Annotated in this window: 22 protein-coding genes; 10 read left to right on the plus strand and 12 right to left on the minus strand. The window is 65.1% G+C overall.

Annotated features, from left to right (window positions below):
- Window positions 1-162 precede the first annotated feature (162 nt).
- Window positions 163-1203 (plus strand): LysM peptidoglycan-binding domain-containing protein, encoded by a 1041-nt coding sequence (locus tag RAD16_RS32245; protein ID WP_458161863.1) that lies wholly within the window; start codon window positions 163-165, stop codon window positions 1201-1203.
- A gap of 154 nt (window positions 1204-1357) precedes the next feature.
- Window positions 1358-2611: a Spy/CpxP family protein refolding chaperone gene (locus tag RAD16_RS32250; RefSeq protein ID WP_458161962.1), complete on the plus strand. Its 1254-nt coding sequence runs from the start codon at window positions 1358-1360 to the stop codon at window positions 2609-2611.
- Here the strand turns inward: RAD16_RS32250 and RAD16_RS32255 are convergent, their stop codons facing one another.
- The 3 genes from RAD16_RS32255 to RAD16_RS32265 all read right to left on the minus strand — a co-directional run bounded on the left by RAD16_RS32255 (window position 2612) and on the right by RAD16_RS32265 (window position 8423).
- Window positions 2612-3439, minus strand: coding sequence for a hypothetical protein (locus tag RAD16_RS32255; protein ID WP_458161864.1), 828 nt, complete (start codon window positions 3437-3439; stop codon window positions 2612-2614).
- 250 nt (window positions 3440-3689) lie between these two features.
- A complete protein-coding gene (locus tag RAD16_RS32260; protein ID WP_458161865.1) occupies window positions 3690-6137 on the minus strand; it encodes an adenylate/guanylate cyclase domain-containing protein in 2448 nt (815 codons plus the stop codon).
- Window positions 6138-6374: 237 nt separating this feature from the next.
- Window positions 6375-8423 (minus strand): AsmA family protein, encoded by a 2049-nt coding sequence (locus RAD16_RS32265; protein WP_458161866.1) that lies wholly within the window; start codon window positions 8421-8423, stop codon window positions 6375-6377.
- Between the two features lie 235 nt (window positions 8424-8658).
- Between RAD16_RS32265 and RAD16_RS32270 the strand changes: the two genes are divergently transcribed.
- Window positions 8659-9333: a Crp/Fnr family transcriptional regulator gene (locus tag RAD16_RS32270; protein WP_458161868.1), complete on the plus strand. Its 675-nt coding sequence runs from the start codon at window positions 8659-8661 to the stop codon at window positions 9331-9333.
- Window positions 9334-9338: 5 nt separating this feature from the next.
- Here RAD16_RS32270 and RAD16_RS32275 read toward each other — a convergent pair whose 3' ends face one another.
- The 6 genes from RAD16_RS32275 to RAD16_RS32300 all read right to left on the minus strand — a co-directional run bounded on the left by RAD16_RS32275 (window position 9339) and on the right by RAD16_RS32300 (window position 16535).
- Window positions 9339-9611, minus strand: coding sequence for a type II toxin-antitoxin system RelE/ParE family toxin (locus RAD16_RS32275; protein ID WP_458161869.1), 273 nt, complete (start codon window positions 9609-9611; stop codon window positions 9339-9341).
- A complete protein-coding gene (locus RAD16_RS32280; protein ID WP_458161963.1) occupies window positions 9608-9895 on the minus strand; it encodes a hypothetical protein in 288 nt (95 codons plus the stop codon). The genes RAD16_RS32275 and RAD16_RS32280 overlap by 4 nt, the downstream gene beginning before the upstream one ends.
- Window positions 9896-9953: 58 nt before the next feature.
- Entirely contained in the window at window positions 9954-13100 is a 3147-nt protein-coding gene (locus RAD16_RS32285; RefSeq protein ID WP_458161870.1) for an efflux RND transporter permease subunit, read from the minus strand.
- Entirely contained in the window at window positions 13100-14029 is a 930-nt protein-coding gene (locus RAD16_RS32290; protein ID WP_458161871.1) for an efflux RND transporter periplasmic adaptor subunit, read from the minus strand. The genes RAD16_RS32285 and RAD16_RS32290 overlap by 1 nt, the downstream gene beginning before the upstream one ends.
- 158 nt (window positions 14030-14187) lie before the next feature.
- The gene (locus RAD16_RS32295; RefSeq protein ID WP_458161872.1) at window positions 14188-14859 is read right to left on the minus strand and encodes an OmpA family protein; all 672 of its coding nucleotides are present in this window, start codon (window positions 14857-14859) and stop codon (window positions 14188-14190) included.
- A gap of 146 nt (window positions 14860-15005) precedes the next feature.
- Window positions 15006-16535, minus strand: coding sequence for a caspase family protein (locus tag RAD16_RS32300; protein ID WP_458161873.1), 1530 nt, complete (start codon window positions 16533-16535; stop codon window positions 15006-15008).
- Window positions 16536-16901: 366 nt separating this feature from the next.
- Between RAD16_RS32300 and RAD16_RS32305 the strand changes: the two genes are divergently transcribed.
- Window positions 16902-17708: an N-acyl homoserine lactonase family protein gene (locus tag RAD16_RS32305; RefSeq protein WP_458161874.1), complete on the plus strand. Its 807-nt coding sequence runs from the start codon at window positions 16902-16904 to the stop codon at window positions 17706-17708.
- 9 nt (window positions 17709-17717) lie between these two features.
- On the opposite strand, the gene RAD16_RS32310 is transcribed toward RAD16_RS32305, so the two are convergent.
- Window positions 17718-18260, minus strand: a complete 543-nt coding sequence (locus tag RAD16_RS32310) for a MarR family winged helix-turn-helix transcriptional regulator (RefSeq protein ID WP_458161875.1) — start codon at window positions 18258-18260, stop codon at window positions 17718-17720.
- 109 nt (window positions 18261-18369) lie between these two features.
- On the opposite strand from RAD16_RS32310, the gene RAD16_RS32315 reads away from it, so the two are divergent.
- From RAD16_RS32315 to fahA, 5 genes are all read left to right on the plus strand, one after another.
- Window positions 18370-19998 carry an FAD-dependent oxidoreductase gene (locus tag RAD16_RS32315; protein WP_458161877.1) on the plus strand — a complete coding sequence of 543 codons (1629 nt, stop codon included), beginning with the start codon at window positions 18370-18372 and terminating at the stop codon, window positions 19996-19998.
- Window positions 19999-20006: 8 nt separating this feature from the next.
- On the plus strand, window positions 20007-20231 hold the full coding sequence (locus RAD16_RS32320) for a DUF2783 domain-containing protein (protein WP_129274078.1): 225 nt from the start codon (window positions 20007-20009) through the stop codon (window positions 20229-20231).
- Window positions 20232-20253: 22 nt separating this feature from the next.
- Window positions 20254-21210 carry an MBL fold metallo-hydrolase gene (locus RAD16_RS32325; protein WP_458161878.1) on the plus strand — a complete coding sequence of 319 codons (957 nt, stop codon included), beginning with the start codon at window positions 20254-20256 and terminating at the stop codon, window positions 21208-21210.
- Window positions 21211-21212: 2 nt separating this feature from the next.
- Window positions 21213-22559: a homogentisate 1,2-dioxygenase gene (gene hmgA, locus RAD16_RS32330; RefSeq protein ID WP_458161879.1), complete on the plus strand. Its 1347-nt coding sequence runs from the start codon at window positions 21213-21215 to the stop codon at window positions 22557-22559.
- Window positions 22560-22737: 178 nt separating this feature from the next.
- Window positions 22738-24012 (plus strand): fumarylacetoacetase, encoded by a 1275-nt coding sequence (gene fahA / locus RAD16_RS32335; RefSeq protein ID WP_458161880.1) that lies wholly within the window; start codon window positions 22738-22740, stop codon window positions 24010-24012.
- 157 nt (window positions 24013-24169) lie between these two features.
- Here fahA and RAD16_RS32340 read toward each other — a convergent pair whose 3' ends face one another.
- Window positions 24170-24481 carry a DUF1272 domain-containing protein gene (locus RAD16_RS32340; RefSeq protein ID WP_458161881.1) on the minus strand — a complete coding sequence of 104 codons (312 nt, stop codon included), beginning with the start codon at window positions 24479-24481 and terminating at the stop codon, window positions 24170-24172.
- Window positions 24482-24554: 73 nt separating this feature from the next.
- Window positions 24555-25034 (minus strand): Lrp/AsnC family transcriptional regulator, encoded by a 480-nt coding sequence (locus RAD16_RS32345; RefSeq protein WP_254115155.1) that lies wholly within the window; start codon window positions 25032-25034, stop codon window positions 24555-24557.
- A 121-nt stretch (window positions 25035-25155) separates the two neighbouring features.
- On the opposite strand from RAD16_RS32345, the gene hppD reads away from it, so the two are divergent.
- Window positions 25156-26274, plus strand: a complete 1119-nt coding sequence (hppD, locus tag RAD16_RS32350; protein ID WP_458161882.1) for a 4-hydroxyphenylpyruvate dioxygenase — start codon at window positions 25156-25158, stop codon at window positions 26272-26274.
- Window positions 26275-26432: the final 158 nt, after the last annotated feature.

Genomic DNA, 26432 nt, shown 5'->3' on the forward strand with positions numbered 1-26432 from the left:
TGCGGCTTCGATCATTTGACGCGCACGGGGCCTCGTCGGTTCATCCGCGGCGTGCGGCGGCAAAACGGGATGATCATCCCATCGGCCGTCTTGCTGCCGTGGCCAAAACGGCGCAATTTGCCGGAGTTGATTTGCGACTTAGACTTAAGGGTTCGGCGACCGATGATCACTGCATCCAAGGCCTTCATTGCATTCTGTCTGCTCGCAGTGGTCGGCACCGTTCTGGTGATCGGGCCAACCGAGTTACGCCGTCTACTGCCGGGCGGGACGGGCACCGAGGTCGCGGTCGTCGCCAAGCCTGAGCTGAAAGCCGAGCCCAAAGCCGCGGCCGAACTCAAGGTCGAACCCAAGAAGGCCGAAGAGCCGAAGCTCGCCGCGGTTGCACCACCTACGCCGTCCGCCTCGCCGGCGGCGCCCGACGCGCCGAAGACGGGCGCCCTGGGGGAGACCCAGAAGCAGGTCGCAGCGCTCGCCGATATCGCGCCGGCCAAGCCGGAGCCGACCGTTGCGGACACCGGTCCGCGTTTCGACGTCGCGCGCGTCGACGATCATGGCGAGGCGGCCGTGATCGCGGGCCGGGCTGTGCCGGGTTCGAAGGTCGAACTGCTGCGCGACGGCAAGCCGCTGGACAGTGTGGTGGCCGATGCGTCGGGCCAGTTCGTCATGACCCCGCCGCAGCTTCCTGCCGGCTCCTATGAATTGACGCTGCGCGCGAAGGCACCTGACGGCACCGTCACGCAGTCCAGCCGCACCATGCCGGTGACGATCGCCGAAGCCGCACCGCCCACGGCGCGCGTGGCTCTGCCCGCCGCCAAGCAAGAGTTGAAGCAGGCCGAGAAGCCGGACGAGAAATCGGATATTGTGGCGTCCTTGCCGGCGCCGCGCCTGGCTTCGGTGCCTGAAAGGTCTGCGGCCCGGCCGAGAATGATGGCGGCACCGAAGCCGAGGAGCATGGCGCGCGCGCCCGCCGCCACGACGGTCGCATCGGCCTCTCCGGCCGACGCGCTCACCATGGCACCACCGGCGGAGGCGGGCGGAAGCCGGGTGATCTCCCGCGGCGACAGCCTCTGGGCCCTCAGCCGCCTCGCCTATGGCGATGGCAATCGCTACGCGGTGATCTACAACGCCAACCGCGACAAGATCCACAACCCGAACCTGATCTATCCCGGCCAGACCTTCGTGCTGCCACGGAAGATGCAGTGACATCGCAATCGGCCGTGCGAGTTGCGGGTTGCGACGTTTTGCTGTGTTCCCAGGGAACATTTGGTTCCTCCGCGCGTCTTCGTGATGCGAGGTGCTGCGCGCTTGGCGCTGGAGGAGGGCCAAGGTGGACAGGTCAGCGGTCATTCCGGGACGCATGGGACTGGCATTGGCCGGTGCGGCTCTCGTGATTGCGGCAGTGCTGTTGCCTGACAACGCCGAGGCGCAATTCGGGATCCGCGGCGGGCCGCTCGGTGTCGCGCGATTTGCCGTCGGCCACGTGATCGGTATGTCGCGATTGCGTCATGCCCGCATGGCGGTGCGGGGCGGCCGCTACCGTTCGGCGGCGTTGCGATCGCAGGACCCCCGCGGCGCCGGCCGCGAGCAGCAATCCAATCCCTACATCCTGCGCGCGGCGCTCTCGGCGCAGGCAGCGCTGTCGGGCTGGCGCGGCGGCCGCCATCCGCAGGGCTGGTGGCGCCATCCCGACGGCAGCTACGGCTGGGCCGGCCCGGTATTCTGGCCGTTCGCCCACGACGATCTCACCAATTCCGTCATCTTCGCCGATACGACCAGCCTCTCGCTCTACGGCTATGGTGACATCTACGCCGCAATCTTCGCGCCTTATGCGGCGACCGAGCTCGCCGCCTACACGGCGCCGCAAGGCCGGCGCGCGCGCAAGGTGCCGTCGGCGCAGAACATCTGCGATGCCGGCGACCCCGCTGGCTTCCCCGCGGACCGTATCACTGCTGCCGTGCAGCCGAACGAATTGCAGCGTACCGCGCTCGACCAACTCGTGGCCGCCTGGACGACTGCTCAGGACAGCATTCGCGCGGCCTGCCCGGCACAGGTGCCCGCGACCGCAGCGGAGCGTCTCGGACTGATGCAGGCCCGGCTCGAGGCCATGATCAAGGCAACCGACACGATCGCGCCGCCGCTCGCGAAATTCGAGGGCCTCCTCGACGACAACCAGAAGGCAAAACTCGACGGGCTGGCCAAGGAGCGCCGCGCCGCGCTTGCGGCGGGCCAGCCCAAGGACGCGCAGACGCCGGCCGCCTGCGAGGCCGGTTATGATCCGCGCTACGATGTGCAGGCCCAGCGCCAATATGAGCAGCTCATTCAGCAGCAATGGCCCGCTGACATCGCGTCCACGCTCAAGCTCGACGACACCGCCCGTGCCCGCCTCGACGTGCTCCAGGACACCACGCTGCGCACGATGGAGACACTGAGCGCCTGCCCCACCAAATCCGCCGCGACACCGCAGGCCCGCCTCACCGCCGTGAAGGCACGGCTGGAAACGATGCTGCAATCGGTCAAGGGCGTCAGCGACGCGCTCGATGATTTCGAGGCGGACTTAAGCGACGAGCAGAAGGCCGGCTTCGAGGCGATGGGGCCGAAGCGCGGGGCGTGATCACCCACACGCCCAGTCGAACTTCATATCCCTGAAATCAAGCTGCGCATTGCCGCCACCAAAATTGTAGCCGCCAAAATATTCCTCGAACTCGATATAGAACGGGCTCATCTCCGGCACGGCCTGGCAGGGCCGCATGGTGCCGCCGAGATGGTTGTGCGCGTGGTCCTGGCCCCATTCGTGCAGGCGGAAATTGTCGCGGCTCGGGACACCGCCGACATAGTAGTAATAGGGCTGATAGCCAGTCGGTGAATTCCGCCGCGTGTGCTCGTCCTGCGGGCCCTTGCCGGCATTGGGATCGGTCGCGCGCGGTGTCAGCGCGATCGCGCGGGTCTCGCCGAGATCGTTGCGCGGCGGCGCGGCGAACATCTTCTTGGCGTAAGGCGCTGCGGCCTCGAAGAACGCACTGGCGCCGCCGACGTCGAGCCAGCGCGGCCGGTCGGCTGTCGCGAGCGCAAGCGGCGCTGGCGGCGTTGCGAACGCGCCTTCGTATTCGCGGCTGGTCAGCAGCAGCGCGGCATATTCGTAGTCGAGAATGTCGGTCATCCGCGACAGCCGCGGATGCGAGGCACGCGCCATCACGGCTTCGCGGATCTCGGGATCATCGGGCGCACCGCCGTCATTGTGATCGGGCGCCGTGGCGAAGAACGACACCGCGACGATGTCCTCGCCATGTACGCGATAATCCTCCGGCAGTTTTAGCGTAAAGCCGTGCATCAGCGGAAAGCCGGTGATGGGATCGAGCGGCCATTGCTCGCTGCTGATGCCCGGCGGCAGACCATAGACCCAGCCCTGGTCGCGCTCGCGATCGGCGGGACGGTCCAGCATCTGCAAATCATACGCGCGCGAAGGCAAGGCAAACGCCACAGCTCTCTCCCATCCGAATCCGGCCTCGTCGTTGAGGCGATGGTTAGTCGCTGGGAGCAGCGATGTGGTTCGTGCGGGGAGGGCGGGAGATCATGCCATTCTGCCGGTGTTTTGCCCGACGAGTCAAACCGCGCCACCACCCGCGCAAGTCATTGATTCCAAAGACCCTGTCTACTGTGCATGGGGTTGTTTTCGCACTTTTTGTTTCTGGCTACCCCAGCCGCCTTGCCGCGGAGGTATCCATAACGGTCTCCGCTTCGTCGTGCCAGCTCAAGATCTCCATCGCGAGCACGGGGTGATTGAAACCCTTGAGCTGGAGATCGTCGAGGGCGCGGGCTTCGACGAAGGGCTCGACGATGCCGTAGACGCGGCGGCTGGCCACGATCTGGTTGGGCTTGGCTTCGCTGCAGAGGCGGGAGGCGAGGTTGGTGACGCTGCCGATCGCGGCATATTCCAGCCGCTGCTCGAAGCCGACCTGGCCGAGCGTGGCATAACCGAGCGCGATGCCGATGCCGAAGCCGAGGCTGTGGCCGCGGTTGCGCCAGCGCTCGGTCAGCGGGCCGATCGTGTCGCGCATCTCCACCGCCATCTTCACGGCGCGCTGGGTGTGGTCCTCGAACTGGATCGGCGCGTTGAACAGGATCATCACGCCGTCGCCGGCATATTTGTCGAGCGTGCCCTCATATTTGAAGATCAGCTTGCCGAGGGCGGCGTGATATTCGCGCAGCACGTTCATCGCCTCTTCCGGCTCGGTCGCTTCCGTGAATGCGGTGAAGCCGCGCAGGTCACAGAACACCACCGTCACCTCGCGGCGCTGGCTGGTGAGCAAGCCCTCGGGGCTGTCGGAGGAGGCGATCAGCTGCGCCACCTGCGGCGCCAGGAAACGTTCGAGCTTGCGGATGCGCTCGATCTCGCCGAGCTGGGTCGCGACGCGCTCCTCCAGCGATTTGTTCCAGTCCTTGAGCTGCTCGGTCTGCTCGCGCAGCTTGTCGGCCTGGGCGCGCACGGTCTCGTTCGCGGCCTCCAGCGCGTGGCTCTTGTGGTCCACTTCGGTGAACAGCCGCGCATTGCGCATCGCCAGCACCGCCTGGTTAGCGAAGGTGCGCATCAACCCGATGAGGCTGCCTGCGAACTCGCCGCTGGCGCGGCGCAGCACCACCAGCGAGCCCAGCGTGCCCTGCTGGTCGACCAGCGGCACCACCAGCACCGAGTGGAAGCCGGCATTGACGGCGACATCGCGCAGCGGCTGCTCGGCGGCATGGTCGAGGTCGGCAATCGCGATCGGCTCGCAGCGAGCGGCCGCATCGCTCAGAATGTTCTCGCCTTCGCCGATCGTGACATGCGCACCCTCGGCCGATTTGTCGATGCCGTTGGATTCGACCAGGTTGAAGCGGCGCGCCTCGGCGTCGTAGCCGTAGATCAGCACCGCGTCGGCGTGGGTGATCTCGATCGCGCGCGCGGCGATGGTCGGCAGCACGGCGTTGAGATCGAGCGAGGAGGCGACGGCGCGGCCGACCTCTTCCAGCACCTTCAATTCGTTGATCGACTGCGCGAGATCGCGGGTGCGTTCGTCCACCTTGGTCTCGAGATTGGAATAGGTCTCCTGGAGTTGGCCGGCCATGCGGTTGAACTGGCCGGCGAGATCCTCCAGCTCGTCGGAGGTGTGAACGTCGATGCGATGGTTGAAATCGCCTTCGCCGAGCTTGTGCGCGCCGTCGCGCAGCGCCGTGATCGGAATGATCATGCGGCGGGCGAGCAGCGTGCCGGCGAGGATCGCGACCAGCAGGCCCATGCCGATCAGCAGCGCGATGCGCACGAGCTGGTCGCGGATCGGCGTCAGCGCCTGCGTGGTCGGCTGCTCGAATAGCACGCTCCAGCCGAGCTTCGGCACGGTGCTCGCGGCCGTCAGCACCGAATGGCCGTTGAAATCGGTGCCCGACGTGTCGGGCTCGCGGCCGGGCGAAATCACGGCCGCCACCTGCGGCAGCTTCGACAAATCCTTGCCGACATCGGGGCCCTTCGACGATGTCGCCAGCACGCGGCCGCGCGGATCGACCACATAGGCGAAGGCCGCCTTGCCGACCTGGGTGTCGGACAGGAAGTCGGAGAGGAAGCTGAGATCGAGCTCGGCGACCGTGACACCGGCATTGAAGCCGGAATGCGCCACCGAGATCGACATGAACGGCGTGCGGTCGACGAACCAGGCCGGCGCGTAGCTGACGCCGCGCGCGACGGTGTCGGTGAAGCGCACGTCGCGGGAGAGGTCGGCATTGCTGCCTGTGGTGGTCGACTGGCGCGAGACGCGCAGCACCTCGCGGCCGTCGCCGTTGAGCTGGAACAGCTGGTGGACGACCGAGACCTGGTGCAGGAGTTGGGCGTAGTCGGCGCGGCGCTTCTCGAGCGTGTCCTGGCTCGCCCGCGTCACCCAGGAGATCTGGCGCTCGAGCTCGGAGATCGACTGTTCCATCCGCCGGGCCGCGGCCTGCGCCTTGTCCTCCAGCCCGCCGGTCAGCGATGTCTTGGTCGCGCGATAGGAGATCCACGTCTCCATCGCGCCGTTGACGGCGAGCACGAACACGACGAGGCCGACGAGGGAGACGACGTATTTGGCGAACAGGCCCTCGCGCAGAAACCGTGTCTTGTCGTTCGCTCCTGCCATACCCATCCTCTTGCGCCGCCATCGACGCCGGCGCTACGGGCCGTACGAGCCCAGCCGTCCTTCTACCACAATTTGGGACGGGGGACGGGTGGACCGGCGGCGTGGTTACCCGCCGTCAGCGTCACGTCCGGTGCGGCAGGGTGCTGAATTGTCGCAGCCTCATCCGTTCGGAGGAAGCCGCGGGCGGGACGGCCGATGTAAGGGATTGGCGTGGAGTCCAGAGCGTTGGTCCGCCCATCATCGATTGAAAAGCTGCCGCAGCACGTCGTTCATCGGCTGACTGTCTTGCTGCGCCGTCGGCGGGTCCGTCTGGGCCGGGGGCGCGGGCGAGGCCTGTGGCCCCGGTGTCGATGGTGCAGCCGGCAGGCTGCGGCTGCGGCCGGTGCCCGTGCCGGTCGCCGCGCCGCTCGAAAGCCCCTGCTGGATCAGATTGCCGATCGCCTCGCCCAGCTGTCCGCCGAGCGGATTGTTCTGCCCCGGCTGCTGGTCTTGCGGATTGGCATTGCCGGCCGCATTGCCGCCCGGCGCGGTCGCGCCGCCGAGCCCGAGGTTACCGAGGCTGCCCAAAATGTTGCCAAGCCCGGCGCCGTCAGGTCCGAACAGGCCTTTGCCCATCTCGCGCAGCTTGGCATAGGCGGCATCGGGGTTGTCGAGCATGCCGGCCATGTCAGGGTAGATCCGCGGCTGCGACCAGCTGCCCTGGATCATCACGGGGATGCCGAAGCCGACAGGATCGGAGGTGCGGCCCTGGCCTTCGGTCGTCATCACCAGCTTGGGCTCGACGCGAAAGCCCATCATCTTGGTGTCGAGCGCGATCGTGCCCGCGCCCGTCACACGCACCAGCGGGCCGATCAGATTGAGATCGGTCGTCACCGCCTGGCCCTTGTCGATCCGGAACGAGGCCGAGAGCTGCGACAGATCGGTGCTCTGCTCCTGGCTCTCCTGCCAGCCGGACAGCGTGCCCGAGGTCAACGAGCGGATCATCTGCGCGACATTGATGCCGCGGATGGCGCCGTCCTGGAACGTGACGAAGGCCGTCCCCTGCATGTTCGCCATCAGTGCGCGCTGGCTGGTGCCGGCGCTGCGCAGCGCGAGCTTGGCCTGCAGCTTGCCGTCGATGCGGTCGAATTCGGCGAGGCCCTGCAGCAGCGGCAGCGCGCGCACATTGACGAGGTCGGAATGCATCGCAAAGCTCGGCGCGCCGGTGGTCGCATCCAGAATCACCTCGCCCGAAACCTGGCCGCCATAGGCGCCGAGATTGGCCGTGCCGGCCTTCAGCACGCCGCCGGCGAGTTTTGCATCGAGCGCGAGCGGCGCAAGACGTGCATCGCCGATCACAGCCTCGTTCGCGGAGAGCCTGATCTGTGCATCGACGTAATTGAGTCCGGAGACGTCGATCGGCGCATCGCTCCAGGGCTGTCCAGACGCGCCCTGCGGCGATTTCGCCAAGGGGATCGCGAGCCGCTGGAAGTCGAGATCGACCTTGACCAGAGGCTTGCTCGCGATGTCGACCGAGGCCCAGCCGTTGAACGCGCCATCGCCGAGCGTGCCGTTCACGCCGTTGATCATCACGAGATCGCCATTGAGCCGCATCTCGGCATGACCTGCGAGCTGGGACTTCAGCACGTCGGGCATGTCGATGGCGAAATCAACCGGGATCGTCGGCCGATCAGTTGGTGGCGCCGGCGCCGCCGCCTTGATGTCGAACTTGGTCGGGTGCTCACCGACGCGCGCGGTGCCGGTGATGTTGACCTTCCGATCCCGGCCAACAACGGCATCGGCGTTGATGGCGCTGATGCGGCCCTCGACGCGATCGCGCAGCCGCGAGAAGGCGACCTCGCCGTCGGTGATCTTGACGCGGTCGATGGTCGCTCCGCCCGCATCGAGCGCGAGCGGCTTCGACGAGGCGCCGGCATTCGGCAGGCGCTCACGCAGCAGCGGCTGGTAGAGCACCGGATGGGTGACGACGAGCTCGCTAATCTTCGGGCTGCCCGACCACACGCTCGAGAGCGACATGTCGGCCTGCACGCTGTCGATCGTGAGGCGCGTGATGCCGCTGCGGTCCTTGGGGTCGGCAAGGACGAGATCGTTCAGCGTGACGTTCAATGTCGGCCACAGGCTGATCTTGGTGGTGCCGTCGATCGACAGGCGATAGCCGGTCGCGCTCTCGACGCGCGAGGCAATTGTCGAGGTCAGGAAGCCCGATGGGATCCCGACCACGAGCAGAAGCGCGATCACGACAATGATGGCGGCGAACACGGCGCCGACGAATTTCACTGCTCTCATCTCTACTTTCCAACGGCGGACGAACCGCGCCGAACCCGGCCGCCCGCCCGCTTGTTGCGCGTGAGTTTATCCCGGGACGGCAAGCCCCTCCAAGCGGTCAAAAATAGTCAGGGGGTGCTGCAAAGTTATGTGACTTATGACACACTTCTCCGGCGCGGTTTTACGCGATTCTGACGCTGATGGTTCCAAACGATTTGCCGCCGAAATTGACAGGAAAGTTCACAAGGAAGTTGAAATGAGCAAGCAGGCCGAATTTGCGGTCATCCTGAAGATGAACCCGATGTTCGCCGATCTCGGCGCAGACGAGCTCCAGCGGCTGTCCAACCTTTGCCACACCCAGCATCTTGGGAATGGCGAGGTGCTGTTCCAGAAGGGCGATGCCGGGGACGCGCTGTTCGGCGTGCGGCGCGGCCAGGTCCGCATCGAAACCGGCGCCTCCGACGGCAGCCGGCTGACGCTGAATTTCATGGGCCCGGGTGACCTGTTCGGCGAGGTCGCGGTGCTGGACGGCCAGAGCCGTACGGCGGATGCGACCGCGGGCGAAGTCAGCGAGCTGTTCGTGCTGCGGCGCGAGGATTTCCTCGGCTTTCTCGAGCGCGAGCCGAAGGTCGCGATCAAGATCATCGCGCTGTTGTGCCAGCGCATCCGCTGGCAGAGCGAGCGCATGGAAGAATCCATGCTGCAGCCGCTGCCGGTGCGCCTGGCGCGACGGCTCTGCGCACTCGCCGCCGATTTCGGCTCCGAGGTGCACATCTCGCAGGAGCAGCTCGGCATCTTCGTCGGCGCTGCCCGCGAGAGCGTCAACCGCCAGCTTCAGGCCTGGCGCAAGGAAGCGATCCTGGATCTCCAGCGCGGGCGGATCCTGCTGAGGAACATGACCAAGCTGACCGCGATCGCGCGGAACGAGTAGGGACGTCAGGTGCGTTCCTCACGACCGTGCCAGAGCCGCGTGATGAGAATATCACCCGTCTCGGCAACGATGACGTAACCGGATGAACCGAACCGGATAACAATCTGGCGGATGCCGTCCTCTTCCGCTGGTTTGCCAAGGGACGGAATTTCCGACAGCCGATCGATGGCCTTCCAGATCAACCGCAGGGCACGTGTGGTGGTGTCGGGACTAACTGCGTCAAGGAAGCTTCGCAGCCGCTCCATATCGTCCAGAGCGGCGGGCGAAAGCAGGATCATCTGATCTTGCGTGGTTGTGGCCGAGGAAGCTCGTTGGCCGAGCCCCAGCTCGCCGCCCATGCCTTGACGTCGTCGATGGGGACGGCAAGTCTGGTGCGTTTGAATTCCTCATAGCGATCGCGATCCTCTGCGAGATCCGGACCTGAGAGGTCGATGACCGAATCCAGCAGCGCGACGGCCTCGGCGAGCACCGTTGCAACATCCTTACCACGCTCAGAGGCAATCTCCCTGAGACGGGCATCAGTGTCGGCGTCGAGTTCCAGCGTGCGGCTTACGAGGTTCATGCTCAAAAGATAACACTTAACCTGCGCATGTCGAGCCCGCGATCGGGAGGGGAAACATCTACTCCGCCGCGGGGTGCACCATGTTCTTCGGCCTCGGCGCTGGCGCATCCGAAGCGTCGTGATGGCTGGCCGCCTCGGTATCCTCGCTGTGCACGATCAGCCGCTTGCCGAAGCGCCAGATCAGGGCGCCGAGATCGTCCATCACCATGAACATCGCGGGCACGAACACCAGCGACAGGATGGTCGAGAAGATCAGGCCGCCGATCACTGCGAGCGCCATCGGCGAGCGGAACTCGCCGCCGGCGCCAACCGCGAGCGCGCTCGGCATCATGCCGGCCGCCATCGCGATCGTGGTCATCACGATCGGGCGGGCGCGCTTCATGCCGGCATCGATCATGGCTTCGTCGCGCGGCTTGCCGGCGTGAATGGCTTCGATGGCGAACTCCACCAGCATGATCGCGTTCTTGGTGACGATGCCCATCAGCATCAGGATGCCGATCCAGACTGGCGTGGTGAGCTGCTTGCCGGTGATGAGCAGGGCCGCGATCGCGCCGCCGATCGAGAGCGGCAGCGAGAACAGGATGGTGATCGGCTGCAGGAAGGTGCCGAACAGCAGCACCAGCACCGCGTAGACCATCATCAGGCCCGCCGTGATCGCGGTGGCGAAGCCGTCGGACAGCTCGTTCAGGCTTTCGGCGTCGCCGGAGGGTGAGACCTTCACGCTCTTCGGCAAGGTCTTCATCACAGGCAGGTCGTAGATCTTCTTGGTGGCGTCGCCGAGCGCGGCCGACCCGACGAGGTCGGCGGCGACGGTGGCCTGCCGCTCGCGGTCGTAGCGGTTGATGCTGGTCGGGCCCTGGTCGAGCTTGACGTCGGCGATGACTGACAGCGGCACGCCGCCCTTCTCGCCGTGCTCGCCGAGCGGCACGCGCAACTGCTCGAGTGTCTTCAGATTGCCGCGCGCGGCATCCTCGAGCTGGACGCGGACCGGGACCAGGCGGTCGCCGACGTCGAATTTGGCGAGCGCGGGGCCGACGTCGCCGATGGTGGCGACGCGGATGGTCTGCGACAGGCTCTCGGTGGAGACGCCGAGGCGCGCGGCGAGATCGGCGCGCGGCTCGACGCGCAATTCGGGCCGCTCCAGCGTGGTTTCCGAGATCACGTTGGAGATGGTCGGAATTCGCTTCATCTGCGTCGCGAGCTCACTGGCGACGTTGTTGACGATGTTGGCGTCGACGCCTGTCACGACGAGCGAGATGGCGCGCAGGCCATTCTCGTCGAGGAACCAGAAGCGGATGTCCGGAATGTTCTCCAGCTCCTGGCTGATCGAGAACTCCAGCTCGCGCTGGGTGATGTCGCGGTCGGCCTTGGGCGTGTAATTGATGATCAGGGCGGCGCGGCGGACTTCCTGCGTGCCCGGTGGAACGCGTCCGCCGTCAACGAAGATGCTCTTCACTTCGGGCCGCTTGCGCAGCCGCGCGACGATGTCCTCGGTGACCTTTTCGGTGTAGGCGAGCTGGGTACCCGGCGGCAGTTCGAGCGCGAGCAGCGAGCGCGCGCTGTCCTGCGCCGGCAGGAAGCCCTGCGGCAGCAGCGTGATGCTCCAGATCGAGGCGGCGAAGATGCCGAAGCCGATCAGCACCGTGATGAAATAGTGCTTCACCGACCAGGCCACGATCCGGTGATAGGACCGCAGCACGCGCCCGGGCGGCGGCTCCTCGTGATTGCCATGCTTGAGGAAGTAGGCGGCAAGCACCGGCGTGACGAAGCGCGCCGCGAGCAGCGAGAAGAACACCTGCACCGAGACGGTGATGCCAAACTGCTTGAAGAACTGTCCGGCGATGCCTGACATGAAGCTTGCCGGCGCGAAGATCGCGATGATGGTGAGCGAGATCGCGATCACCGCAAGGCCGATCTCGTCGGCGGCTTCCAGCGCGGCACGATAGGGCGATTTGCCCATGTTCATGTGCCGGACGATGTTCTCGATCTCGACAATGGCGTCGTCGACGAGAATACCTGTCGAGAGCGTGATGGCGAGGAAGCTGACGAGGTTCAGCGAGAAACCGAGCAGGTCCATCGCCCAGAACGCCGGGAAGATCGACAAGGGCAACGAGATCGCGGCGATGATGGTGGCGCGCAGATCGCGCAGGAACAGCAGCACGATCACGACGGCCAGGATGGCGCCCTCGAACAGGGTCGAGATCGCCGCTTCGTAGTTGCCGTTGGTGTATTCGACCGAGGTGTCGATCAGCTTGAGGTCGACGTCGGGATAGGCTGCCTTGAGCGCATTGATGCGCTTCTGCACGGCATCGGCGACCTTCACATCGCTCGCGCCCTTGGAGCGCTTGATGCCGAGCGCGACCACCGGCTCGCCGTTGAAGCGGGCGAAGGTGCGGCGGTCGGCGATGGTGTCGGTGACGGTGCCGAGGTCATCGAGCCGCACCTCGCCGCCGCCGAACAGCGGAACCATGGTACCGGCAAGGTCGCTCAGCGTCTTGGCGCCGGCCAGTGTGCGGATCGCCTGGTCGTTCTTGCCGATTTCGGCGCGGCCACCGGCGACGTCGACATTGGTGCCACGCAGGCTCTGGCTGACATTGACGGCGGTGAGCCCCATTGCCTGCAAACGGTCGGGATCGAGCGAGACCAGGATCTCGCGCTCGACACCACCGATGCGCTCGACCTGGGCGACGCCGCGCACGCCCTGCAGTGCGCGCTTGACCACGTCGTCGACGAAATAAGAGAGCTGCTCTGGTGTCTTGCCGGGCGAGATCGCGGCATAGGTGACGATCGGCAGGCCGATCACGTCGACACGCTGGATCAACGGCTCGGTGACGTTCTGCGGCAGGTTCGAGCGCACGCGCGTCACCGCGTCCTTGACGTCGTTGAGCGCGCGGTCGGTGTTGGTCTCCAGTGCGAACTGGATGGTGGTCACCGACAGGCCGTCGGTGATGGAGGAGGTGATGTGCCGCACGCCCTCGACGCCGGAGACGGCGTCTTCAACCGTCTTGGTGACTTGGGATTCGAGTTCGGCGGGCGCCGCGCCGAACTGCGACACCGCGACCGAGATCACGGGAATGTCGGCCGACGGCAGCCGCGTCACCGCGAGCTTGACGAAGGAGGTCCAGCCGAGGACCAGGAGGATGATCGAAAAGACGACCGACGGCAGCGGATGACGAATCGACCATGCCGAAATATTGAGAGCCATCAGCGTACCCGCGTGCGATCGAGTTCATCGGCGAACATGGTCTTGATCTGGTCGCCGTCATGGAGCGAAGAGCCGGCGTCGGCCACGACGATTTCGCCGACGTCGAGGCCTTCCAGGATTTCCGTCGCGGTATCGGACGACAGTCCGACCCGCACCTTGCGCGTCTCGACAATGTTGCCTTTGACGACCTGCACGGTGAGATGGTCGATCGCGGTCTTGGGAACCGCGACGCCGCAGCTTCGCTTAGCGTCGATCGACGCGCGGGCGAAGACGCCAACCTTCAGCGAAGGATTGTTGGTGACGCTGATGCGGACGCGGCCGAGCTGTGTGGTGCGGTCGATTTCGGGTGCGACCAGCCGGACCCGGCCGATCAGATCGGGCGCATCGTCGCGGCTGATGCGTACGGTCGCGCCGGCGCTGAGCTTGGGCATGTGCACTGCCGGAACCTGCGCGTCGAGCTCGATCTCGTTGTTGACGGCGATGCGGAACATCGGGCCGGCCTGCGGCGAGGCGGGGGCGCCGACGATGGTGCGGACTTCCGTCACGAGGCCGGGGGCGGGCGCCTTCAGCGAGATCGGGCCTTGCGGACCGGGCCGCTGCGGCTGGCCAGGAATCTGCGGCGGCGGCGTGAGGCGCGCCAGCTCCTGATTTTCGGTGACCATGGTGCCTTCGGTGACGAAGACGTCGGTGACCTTGGAGCCTTCCTGGTCGGCGATCACCACCGCCTCGCGGCGCGGCACAAAGAAGCCGGTCACACGCACGAGGTCGGAGAAGCAGGCATTGGTCGACTTCGTCACGATGACGAGCGCCTCGCTCGGCGTCTCCTTCACCTCGGGGCGGCGCCGATGCTCGAACAGATAATAGCCGACGCCGAGGACGACGACGAAGAGCACGGTTCCGGCCGGCTTGAGATATTCGGAGAGGTTCATCGCCGGATCATCCTGGCCTGGCTCACGGCCGTCCGTACGAGGCCCGCTGAGAGCATTTCCCTGAAATAAAGCAGCGTCCCGCAAGGCTGCGGGACGCGCTTTGGCAGCATGACTTTACACCACATCACGACGGGTCACTTCAAAGGATTACGTCGTGATTACTTCGATGCGGTGGTCTTGTTTTCCATGTTGACGACCTGCACGCGGCGATTGACCTCGGCCATCGGCTGCGCCGGATCCTTCAGCTTGCTCTTGCCGTAGCCGACCGTGACGAGGTCGGTTGCCGAGATGCTGTACTTCTCGACGAGGTAGCGCTTGATCGAATCCGCGCGGCGCTCCGACAGGTCCTGGTTGTAGGACTCGCCGCCGGCGGCGTCGGTGTGGCCGGCTACCACGAAGGTCGAACCCTTCAGGTCCGGGCTGGTCAGCGCACGGCCGAGCGCCTGCACCGAGGGCATCGACTTGGCGCTGATATTGGCCGAGTTGTAGTCGAAGGTGATCTCGAGATCGATGTTCGGCTTGTCCTTGGCGGCAGACGCGATCTCCTCGCGCTCGGTCGACGACAGCGAACGGGTCGAGCGGCCGCGCACGGACTGGATCAGCTTGGTCTCTGCCGCGTTCGGCACGGGATCGGCCTGCGGGGCGATCGAGAGGCCACGGGTCAGCGGCTTCTTCGGCGGCGGCGCCAGCGCGCGGACGATTTCGTCTTCGGTGACGTTCTTGCTGTTGCCGTCGTCGCCGGCGAATGCGAGCGGGGTCGTCAGCGACAGAGCGGCGCCGATCGTGACGATGGACAGGATCGCGGTAAATCTTTTTGCAGCCAATCTCATTGCCAGTCCCTCCTGCGCAGTCAGCCTGCGCGGTTCCAAAATTTCTGCGAGAGGCCCCCGGGCAAGGCCGCCTGCGGCATCCGTCCATTGGTCTGTTCTGGGCCGCCGAGGGTTCGAGGCGCGTGTGGCCTCAACTCAAAAAAATACTAGCGTACTCCGTAGCTTGCGAATTCCTGAACGATGTTCGGGTCCATCGCCTTGGCATTGGCGATGTCGAGTGCGCCTTCCTGGGCGGAGCCGTTGCGCTGCTTGGCGAGACCTCGTCCGTAGAGCGAGGAGGTCAGGCGCGGATTGATCCGCAGGGCCGCGTCGAAATCGGCGATGGCGTTCTTCACCGCGCCGGACTTCAAATTAACGAGGCCCCGGCTATCCAGCGCATCGACGAAGTTCGGCCGCAGCCGCAGCGCCTCGTTGCAATCCTTCAGCGCGGCCTGGAGGTCGCCGACCACGGTGCGGGTCCAGCAGCGGTTGTTGAGCGCCTCGACGTCCTTCGAATTGATCCGCAGCGTGTCGTCGAAATCCTTGATGGCAAGGCTGTAGGCGCCCTTGCTGGCATAGACTTGGCCGCGCCGGTACAGCGCGTTCACGTCGTCAGGATTGGCCGCGATCTTGGCGGTCAGGCCCTTGATGGTGGGATCCTCTGCCAGGACAGCCGCGCTCGGCCCGCTGTCCAGGCTCGGCCCCGGGGCGGGATCGGCCGGTTTCACCGGCGGGGGCGGCGGCGGCAGGGCGGCCTCGACCTGCGGCTTCGGCGACGGGGCCGGTGCGGGCGGAGGGGGAGGCGCCGGGGCTGCGACCGTTTCGGCCGGCTTTGTCGCCGGAGGCGGAGCTGGCGGCGCGGGTGGTGCCGGCGGCGGGTTGTTCGCGACGACAGGCGGCGCGGGAGGCGGTGGCGGCGTGTTTGCCGTCGGGCGTGATCCCGCTGCTCCCGGAATGAACGAGAAATCCTCGGCGAGTGAAGAGGATATCCACGGCACCTGCTCGCCGCGCGAGGCGCGGGTGACGCCCATCTTGGTGCGGTTCAGCGTTTCTTCCGCCATCAGGTCGGGGACGCGGATCTCTTTCAGCAGCTCCTGCACGAACAGGCTGTGCTCGCCGCCGGCATCCGAAACCACCGAGGCCAGCGCCGCCGAATACATCACCAGCGTGCCGTTCGGCGCGATGACTGGGGTCAGGCCGGCCGAGAAGCTGCGGAACCGGCGCTCGAATGGGTTGCGCCTGGAGGCATCGATCAGCGCGATCTTGACGCCGGCGCCACGGGTGTTGAGTTCGCCGAGTACCAGCTCGAGACTGAAGCCGTCGCGGCGCACGTCGGATTCGGTCCAGATCTGCGCATCGATCGGCAGCATGTAGCTCTGGCGCGCCGACTGGATGCCGAACCCGCTGAAGAACACCAGCGCCACCGAGCCGGGCTTGATCTTGCCGTAGAGCTTGTCGAAGGCGCGGCGCATGCCGTCGCCCGTCAGGTTCTCACCGATCTCGACGGAAAAGCCGTCGCGCTTGAGCTCGTCGGCGATGTCGCGCGCATCGTTGATCGGTTCCTTCAGCGGGGCGTCCGCATCCGGGTATTTCGCGTTGCCGATGATCAGCGCAAAGCGGTCGCCAGCCGCAAGCGACGGCGCGGTCGGGACGAGTGAAACGAGCAATGGGAGAAGGAACAGGAAGCGAATTTTCATAATCAGCGCGGTCCAGCCAAAAAGGCGCCGATCCCAGCTTGCGCCGCGGCGACCTTAACTTACGCTCTAGGCATTATCAAACCGGGGAAGGGGGGCGTCAACCGCTTGGAGATTCGGCGTTATCGCGGCGATTGACCGCAACGCGGGGGCGCGCCGCAAGCGGAATGAACGGGCTGTCATGGTTTTGCTCGACGCGATCCAATTGGGCATTGTGGCAGCCATGCTAGGGCAGTGATGGCGACCAAAATGTGATTGATCTCACATTGGCTCGGGTCTTCACCGGCATGCGCGGCGTTTGACCTTTTCGGCGGACAATGGCTTGGTGCGGTCGATCGTCCCCGAAGATCCAATCAGAAAAGCAAAATCATGGGAAACGTCTACGAAATCTACGCACTGCGTTACGCGACGATGTCGCCGCGCACCCCCAGCATGAACTTCCTGGCGCCCGATCCGCATGACAGCGCGGCGCAGGATCTCGACTACTTCGTTTGGCTGATCCGCGGCGGCGGCCGCGACATTCTGGTCGATACCGGCTTCAATGCCGAGGAGGCGGGGTTGCGGGCGCGCAAGCTGACGCTCAATCCAGTCGACGCGCTGGAGCGCTTTGGCGTCGCGGCGTCGAGCATTCGCGACATCATCGTCACGCATCTGCATTACGACCATGCCGGCAATCTCGACCGCTTCCCGAACGCGCGCTTCCATCTCCAGGAGCGGGAGATGGCCTACGCGACGGGGCGCTGCATGTGCAACGGACTGCTGCGACATCCGTTCTCGGTCGAGCACGTCACGCTGATGGTGCGCCATGTCTATGGCGAACGCGTCACCTTCTATTCCGGCGACGGTGAGATCGCGCCGGGTGTCACCGTGCACCGGGTCGGCGGCCATTCCGACGGCCTGCAGGTGGTCAAGGTCGAGACCGCGCGCGGGCCGGTGGTGCTGGCGTCCGATGCCGCACACTATTACGCCAATCTCCAGCGCAAGAGCCCGTTCCCGATCGTCTACAATGTCGGCGATATGGCGCAGGGCTGGGAGACCATCGAGCGCCTCGCCGGCCACCCTGATCGATTCATCCCCGGCCATGATCCGATCGTGACGGAGATCTATCCGCGCGCCAGCGGCAAGGTCGACGCCTGGGCGCTGCACCTGCCGCCGTCACGGTCGTTTGCGAAATGACGGCGGGGGCTAATACGCCTGCTTGGCGTCAGCCTCTTCACTGGTCTGGATCAAATCGAGGCTCTGCTCGATCTTGCCGAGCAGGGCCGAGAGCTGCTTGCGCTCCTGCGTGGAGAGGCAAGCTAAAATCTCGTCCTCACGGCGCAGCAATTGCGGAAACAGCTCCTCGTACAGCGTGCGGCCCTTCTTCGTCAGTTGCAGGCGGAATTCGCGGCGGTCGGCTTCGTTCTCGACCCGCTCGATCAGCTCCTCATGCAGCAACGTGGTGACAGCGCGGCTGATCGTGGATTTGTGCGTGCGGGTGCATTGCGAGATGTACTGCGCGCTGCAGGCATCGTTGCGGAAACCGAGCGTCGCGATCACGCGCCAGGCCGGAATGTCGATGCCGTGCCGCTCCTGATATTCGACCGCGAGCGCGGAACTCACCTCCGCCGCAAGCCGGTTGAGGCGGAACGGCACGAACTTGAACAGATCGAGCCGTGACTTTGGCCGCGGTGAAGCCTCATCGGCCTGCCGTGTCTTCAGCGCGATGTCGCTGGATGTCCTCGCCAAGGGGGCACTCCGAATTCCAGTTGACGGCCGGCCGGCTCCGGTCCAAAATAGTTGCACGTGAGACTATCTAGCAGATCAGTCCTCTCCTGACCAGAGCCGAGGTTAGTGTATGGCGCCCGCCAATACGCATCAGGCCAAATCCCAGTTCGGCTATCGCCGCCACGCAGACCAGGATCGCCCCGGCCGAAGTCCGGCTGAGCATCCGGTGGTGGTCGTCGGCGCAGGGCCCGTCGGGCTGTCGCTGGCGATTGATCTCGCCCAGCGCGGCCAGCGCGTCGTCCTTCTGGATGATGCCGACCGCATCGGCGAAGGTTCGCGCGCGATCTGCTTCTCAAAACGCTCGCTGGAATATTGGGACCGGCTCGGCGTCGCCGACCGCATGGTCGACAAGGGCGTGGTGTGGAGCGTTGGCCGGATCTTTCACGGCGAGTCGCAGCTCTATCAGTTCAACTTGCTGCCGGAGGACGGTCACAAGCGGCCGGCCTTCATCAACCTTCAGCAATATTACGCCGAGGCCTATCTGGTCGATCGCATCGGCGATCTGCCCGGCGTTGATCTGCGCTGGCGCAACGAGGTGACGGCGGTCGAGCAGCGCAACGACTCCGTCGCGCTGACGATCGAGACGCCTGATGGTGCCTATCGCCTGCACGCGCAATATGTCGTCGCCTGCGATGGCGCGCGCTCGTCGCTGCGGCAGATGGTCGGCGCAGAATTCGCAGGACAGGTGTTCGAGGATCAGTTCCTAATCGCCGACGTCAAGATGACTGCGGAATTCCCGACCGAGCGTTGGTTCTGGTTCGATCCGCCGTTTCATGCGGGACGTTCAGCGCTGCTGCACCGGCAGCCCGACGATGTCTGGCGCATCGACCTTCAGCTCAATCGTTACGCCGATCCCGTCGTCGAGAAGAAGCCCGAGAACGTGCGGCCGCGGATCGCGCGCATGCTCGGCCACGACAAGTTCGAGTTCGAGTGGATCTCGCTCTACAAGTTCCAGTGCCGGCGGATGGACCGCTTCATCCATGGCCGCGTGATCTTTGCCGGCGATTCCGCGCACCAGGTTTCGCCCTTCGGCGCGCGCGGCGCGAACTCGGGGCTCGAGGACGCCGAGAATTTGTCCTGGAAGCTCGACCGCGTGCTGCGTGGCGCCTCGCCCGCAAGCCTGCTCGAGACCTATCATGTCGAGCGCAGTCTGGCTGCTGACGAGAACATCCGCGAGTCCACCCGCTCGACCGATTTCATGGCGCCGAACTCGCATCAGGAAGCACGGCTGCGCAAGGCGGTGCTGTCGCTGGCGAAGGAGACCGAGTTCGGCAAGCGCATGGTCAACGGCGGCCGGCTCTCGGTGCCGTGCAGCTACGACTCGCCGCTGTCATCGCGCGATGCGGATGCGTGGCGTGGTGGACCGTCGCCGGGCTGTTCCATGCTCGATGCGCCGGTTACGACGCGCGCAGGCGAGCAGGCCTATCTGACCGATGCGTTCTGCAAGGGTGGAACGGATTTTACCCTGCTGTCGTTCAGCAATGGCGCGGCGATCGATGTGCCCGATGGCGTGAAGGATATCCGCATCGGCGGCGAGGGTGGGCTTGTGGACCCCCAAGGCCTGGTCGCCAGGCGCTACGACGCCGAGCCGGGTGCGGCCTATCTGCTCAGGCCCGATGGCTACGTCGCCGCGCGCTTCCGTCATCCGACGCGTGAGGCGATCGCGGCAGCATTATCGCGCGCCGCAGGCTTGAATTGAGGTTTCGCATGCCGCTTTCGACCAGTTCCAACTTCGCGCGGCCCGACGATGCCTTTCGCGCCATCGTCGAAGCGCATCGTGGTCTCACGGAGGAGCAGAGCGCCGATTTCGACGCGGCGCTGGTGCTGATCCTCGCCAACCATATCGGCGATATCGACGTGCTGCGGGACGCGCTCGTGCTGGCGAAACGCCGCATGATCGACGGCCAGCAGCAACAACAGCAACAACAATGACCCAAGACTCAAGGATGAACTGATGGCGAAGAACTTCGCATCCACCGGCGATCTCTCCGAAAAGAAGATCACTTTCTCCGAGATCGGCACCGACCTCTACGCCTTCACCGCCGAGGGCGACCCGAACACCGCCATCATCGTCGGCGATGACGGCTGCCTCGTGTTCGACGCGCAGGCGACGCCAGCGATGGCCAACAAGGTGATCGAGCGCGTCAAGGCCGTCACCGACAAGCCGATCAAGTATGTCGTGCTCTCGCACTACCACGCCGTGCGCGTGTTGGGGGCCTCCGCGTACAAGGCGCAAGGAATCGTCGCTTCGCAGGAGACCTATCGGCTGATCGAAGAGCGCGGCAAGCAGGATTGGGATTCCGAGTACGGCCGTTTCCCGCGCCTGTTCCAGGATGCGCAGAGCATCCCCGGCCTGACCTGGCCGACGCTGACTTTTGAAGGCGAGATGTCGATCTATCTCGGCAAGCGCGAAGTGCGCTTGATGCAGCTCGGCGCGGGCCACACCTCGGGCGACATCGTCGCCTGGGTGCCGGATGCCGAGGTGATGTTCTCCGGTGATCTCATCGAATACCACTCGGCCTGCTATTGCGGTGATGCCCACTTGCGCGAATGGCCGCTGACGCTGAACGAGATTCGCAACTTCAATCCGAAGGCGATCGCGCCGGGCCGCGGCGATGCGCTGAAGGGTACAGCCACCGTGCGCGAAGCCATTGCGATGACGCGCGACTTCGTCACCTCGCTCTATGGCGCGGCCGAGATCTCGGTCGCCAAGGGCCGCACGCTGAAGGAATCGATGGCGGCGACGCGCGAGGTGATGGATCCGAAGTTCCACAGCTTCGCCATCTACGAGCACTGCCTGCCGTTCAACGTGTCGCGTGCCTACGACGAAGCGTCGGGCATTGACGATCCCGTGATCTGGACCGACAAGCGCGACCAGGAAATGTGGGCCGCCCTGCAAGGAGGAGGATAGTCATGAACATCAATACCTCGCCTGATCAGGTCATCCGCAGCTCGGCCCAGGTGACGCCGGGCTATATGTCCGGCTTCGGCAACAGCTTTGAGACCGAAGCATTGCCCGGCGCGCTGCCGATCGGCCGCAACTCGCCGCAGCGCTGCGCCTATGGGCTTTATGCCGAGCAGCTTTCCGGCTCGCCCTTCACGGCGCCGCGCGGCACCAATGAGCGCTCCTGGCTCTATCGCATCCGTCCGTCGGTGAAGCATTCCGGCCGCTTCGAGAAGGTCGATGCCGGCCTGTGGCGCTCGGCGCCGTGTCATGAATATGATCTGCCGATCGCGCAGCTGCGCTGGGACCCGACGCCGCTGCCGAAGGAGGAGGTCACCTTCGTCCAGGGCGTGCAAACGATGACGACCGCGGGCGACGTGAACACCCAGGCCGGCATGGCCGCGCATGTCTATCTCATCACCAAGTCGATGGTGGACCAGCACTTCTATAATGCCGACGGCGAGCTGATGTTCGTGCTTCAGCAGGGCAATCTTCGCCTCGTCACCGAGTTCGGCCGCATCGACGCTGAGCCCGGCGAGATCGTGGTGATCCCGCGTGGCGTCAAATTCCGCGTCGAGATTCCGAACGGTCCGGCACGCGGCTATCTCTGCGAAAACTACGGCGGCGCCTTCACGCTGCCGGAGCGCGGGCCGATCGGCGCCAACTGCCTCGCCAATGCGCGCGACTTCCTCACGCCGGTTGCGAACTACGAGGACAAGGACACGCCGACCGAGCTGTTCGTGAAATGGGGCGGGTCGCTGTTCAAGACCACGCTGCCGCATTCGCCGATCGACGTCGTCGCCTGGCACGGCAATTACGCGCCGTACAAATACGATCTGCGCACCTTCGCGCCGGTCGGCGCGATCGGCTTCGACCATCCCGATCCCTCGATCTTCACGGTGCTGACCTCGCCGTCGGAGACCGCGGGCACCGCGAATATCGACTTCGTCATCTTCCCCGAGCGCTGGATGGTCGCGGACAACACGTTCCGTCCGCCGTGGTATCACATGAACATCATGAGCGAGTTCATGGGCCTGATCTACGGCGTCTACGACGCCAAGCCGCAGGGCTTCGTCCCCGGCGGCATCAGCCTGCACAATTGCATGCTGCCTCACGGCCCCGACCGCGACGCCTTCGAGCACGCCAGCAACGGCGAGCTGAAGCCGGTGAAGCTGACGGGCACCATGGCCTTCATGTTCGAGACCCGCTACCCGCAGCGCGTCACCGCGCACGCCGCGAATGCGTCGACGCTGCAGGATGATTACGCGGATTGCTGGAAGGGACTGGAGAAGCGGTTCGATCCGAACCGGCCGTAGTTCTCTTCACCCTCTCCCCTTGTGGGAGAGGGTGGCTCGCCGCGTAGCGGCGAGACGGGTGAGGGGTCCCTCTCCGCGACCTCTCTTACAATTTGAGTTCGCCGATAGAGACCCCTCATCCGGCGCTTCGCGCCACCTTCTCCCACAAGGGGAGAAGGAAGAAAGAATCGAGCCGCAAGTGACAACCCACCCCAACGACCCCAGCCTCCGCTCCTTCATCGACATCGATCCCGCCTCTGACTTCCCGATCCAGAACCTGCCCTATGGCGTGTTCTCGACCGCGGCCAATCCGACGCCGCGGGTTGGTGTGGCGATCGGCAGCTATGTGCTCGATCTCTGGGAGCTCGAGCAGGATTCGCGGCTCGATGTCGGTCCGCTTGGCGTGTTCTCCGGACCCTCGCTCAACCCGTTCATGGCGCTTGGGCCCAAAGTCTGGACGAAGACGCGGGCGCGGATCAGTGAGCTCTTGCGCCACGATCATCCGGAGCTGCGCGACAATGAGGAGCTGCGCAAGCAGGCACTGGTCCCGATGCGCGAGGCAAAACTCCATCTGCCGTTTGCGGTCTCGGGCTACACGGATTTCTATTCGTCGAAGGAGCACGCCACCAATGTCGGCGTGATGTTCCGCGGCAAGGACAATGCGCTGCAGCCGAACTGGCTGCATATGCCGATCGCCTATAACGGCCGCGCCTCCACGGTCGTGGTCTCCGGCACGCAGGTGAAGCGGCCGCGCGGGCAGTTGAAGCCGCCGAATGTCGAGGTGCCGAGTTTCGGCCCGTGCAAACGGCTCGATTTCGAGCTGGAGATGGGCGTCGTGGTCGGCCAGCCCTCAGTCATGGGCGGCATGCTGACGGAGAGCCAGGCCGAGGAGATGATCTTCGGCTTCGTGCTGCTCAACGACTGGAGCGCGCGCGACATCCAGCAATGGGAATATGTGCCGCTCGGCCCGTTCCTGGCGAAAGCGTTCGCGACCTCGATCAGCCCATGGGTGGTGACGCGCGAGGCGCTGGAGCCGTTCCGCCTGAACGGGCCGGCGCAGGAGCCGGTGCCGCTCGATTATCTCAAGCAGGGCAAGCCGCAGAACTATAATGTCGAGCTCGACGTGTCCTTGCGCGCCGCCGGCGCCAACGCGCCCGCGAGCATCAGCCGCACCAATTTCAAGTACATGTACTGGTCGTCGGTGCAGCAACTGATGCACCACGCCTCCTCGGGCTGCGCCATGAATGTCGGCGATCTCCTCGGCAGCGGTACCATTTCCGGCCCGGAGAAGAACCAGCGCGGCAGCCTCCTGGAGATCAGCTGGAACGGCACCGAGCCGATCGAGCTTCCTGGTGGTGTCGAACGATCGTTCCTGGAAGACGGCGACAGCCTCGTGATGCGCGGCTGGTGCCAGGGCAACGGCTACCGCGTCGGATTCGGCGAGGTCGAGGGGACGATTTTGGCGGCGGAGTAGCCTCCGCCCTCACCACAACCTCCGTCATTGCGAGGAGCCACCCGGTCCCGCCTTCGGCGGGCCGGATGACAGGCTCCGCGACGAAGCAATCGAGAGTCCGTCCGTTGAGGCATTCTGGATTGCTTCGCTGCGCTCGCAATGACGGTGTGGAGAAAGCCTATCGCCTCTCCGGCGGCACGTCGCGCACCCGTGCGCAATGCGCGACGACGTCCTCCACGCTGTACTTCAAATGCACCCGCTTGTCGGACGGCGCCTGCTTGGTCGTGCATACGCCCGGCCGCCATTCCTGCGTCGGCCGGATCGGGCGCGGGGCAAAACCGCCGCCGCAGTTCGGGCAGACGTTGGAGAGTCTTGTCTCGACGCAGTCCGCGCAGAACGTGCATTCATAGGAGCAGATCCGCGCATCCGTTGCACTTGGCGGCAGGTCGCGGTCGCAATATTCGCAGTTCGGTCGAAGCTGGAGGGCCATGGCGCAATCTCCGTCAATTGCCGCGATCATCGCAGATCGCGCGTGCGGCGCGAATGACGTAGTTCCCTCGATTTCAGCCGGGCTTGATCTCCTTCAGCGGCAGCTTCGAGCTTTCCTTCAGCCGGTCGAGCACGATCGAGGAACGCACATGCGCCACGCTCTGATGTGGCATCAGGACATCGTTGACGAGGTTGGACAGACCCTTGAGGTCGCGCAGCACGGCCTTGAGCACGTAGTCGGCGTCACCCGTCAGCGAATAGGCCTCCTGGATCTCGTCGATCCGGTTCACCAGGGCGCGGAAGCGCTTTGAATTGTCCGGCGAGTGGGTCGCGAGCCCCACCTGGATGAAGGCGATGACGCCGAAGCCGAGCGCCTCGCTGGAGAGGTCGGCGTGATAGCCCGCGATCACCTTCTCCTCCTCCAGCCGCATCCGCCGGCGCGAGCATTGCGAGGCCGAGAGACCTGCGAGATCGGCCAGCTCCTGGTTGGTGAGGCGGCCGTCGTCCTGGAGCGCGCCGAGGATCTTGAGGTCGAAGGCATCCACCGGAATCATGCGTCTTCTATCCATTTCATGCACAGATCGTGCATATGTTAGCCAAAACGCGCCCCGTTTGCACGCTCTTTGCGCGCGCCGTGAAGGATAGTTCATCCCAGCAGCAATTTGGGAGAACACCATGGGTCCGTTTCCGCACGATGCACCGCCGGCCACTGTCAGCGCCGACAATCCGATGGGCACCGACGGGTTCGAGTTCGTCGAATATGCGCATCCCAATCCGGAAGAGCTGCACGCGCTGTTCAAGCTGATGGGCTATGCCCCCGTCGCGCACCACAAGACCAAGAAGATCACGGTCTATCGCCAGGGCGACATCAACTATCTCGTCAACGAGGAGCCCGGCACCCACGGCTACGAGTTCGTCGCCGCGCACGGCCCCTGCGCCCCGTCGATGGCGTTCCGCGTTGTCGATGCGAAGGCGGCCTATGACCGCGCGATTGCGCTCGGTGCGGAGCCTGCCGATGTGTCATCCGCGCAGAAGACGCTCGATGTCCCCGCGATCAAGGGCATCGGCGGCAGCCTGCTCTATTTCGTCGATCGCTACGGCGCCAAGGGCTCGGCCTATGATGCCGAGTTCGAATGGCTAGGGGCGCGCGATCCGCGGCCGGTCGGCGCCGGCCTGTTCTATCTCGACCATCTCACCCACAACGTCCATCGCGGCCGCATGGATGTCTGGACCGGCTTTTACGAGAAGCTGTTCAACTTCCGCCAGATCCGCTTCTTCGACATCGAGGGCCGCGCCTCGGGCCTGTTCTCGCGTGCACTGACCAGCCCGGACGGCAAGATTCGGATTCCGATCAACGAGGACGCCGGCGATTCCGGCCAGATCGAGGAATATCTGAAGACCTATCGCGGCGAGGGCATCCAGCACATCGCCTGCGGCTGTCGCGAAATCCATGGCACGATCGAGGGCCTGCGCGCGGCTGGCCTGCCTTTCATGCCGTCGCCGCCAGATACGTATTTCGAGAAGGTCGACGCGCGCCTGCCCAAGCACGGTGAGGACGTCGCACGTCTCCAGAAAAACGGAATCCTGATCGACGGCGAAGGCGTGGTCGACGGCGGACAGACCAAGGTGCTGCTGCAGATCTTCTCGGCCAACGCGATCGGCCCGATCTTCTTCGAGTTCATCCAGCGCAAGGGCGACGACGGCTTTGGCGAGGGCAATTTCAAGGCCCTGTTCGAGTCGATCGAGGAGGACCAGATCCGGCGCGGGGTGCTGAAGGTGGACAACGCGGCGTAAGGTCGTAGCCGTCGCGCACACTGCGTGGGGTGGGCAAAGGCGCGGAGCGCCGTGCCGACCATCTCTCCGTGATCTGGGTCAAAGCGGTGGACACGCTTCCGCCTTCGCTCTCCGAGCTACGGCGGACAAGTCGCTTTGCCCACCCTATGAGAGCTTGC

Source organism: Bradyrhizobium sp. 18BD (assembly GCF_054185225.1).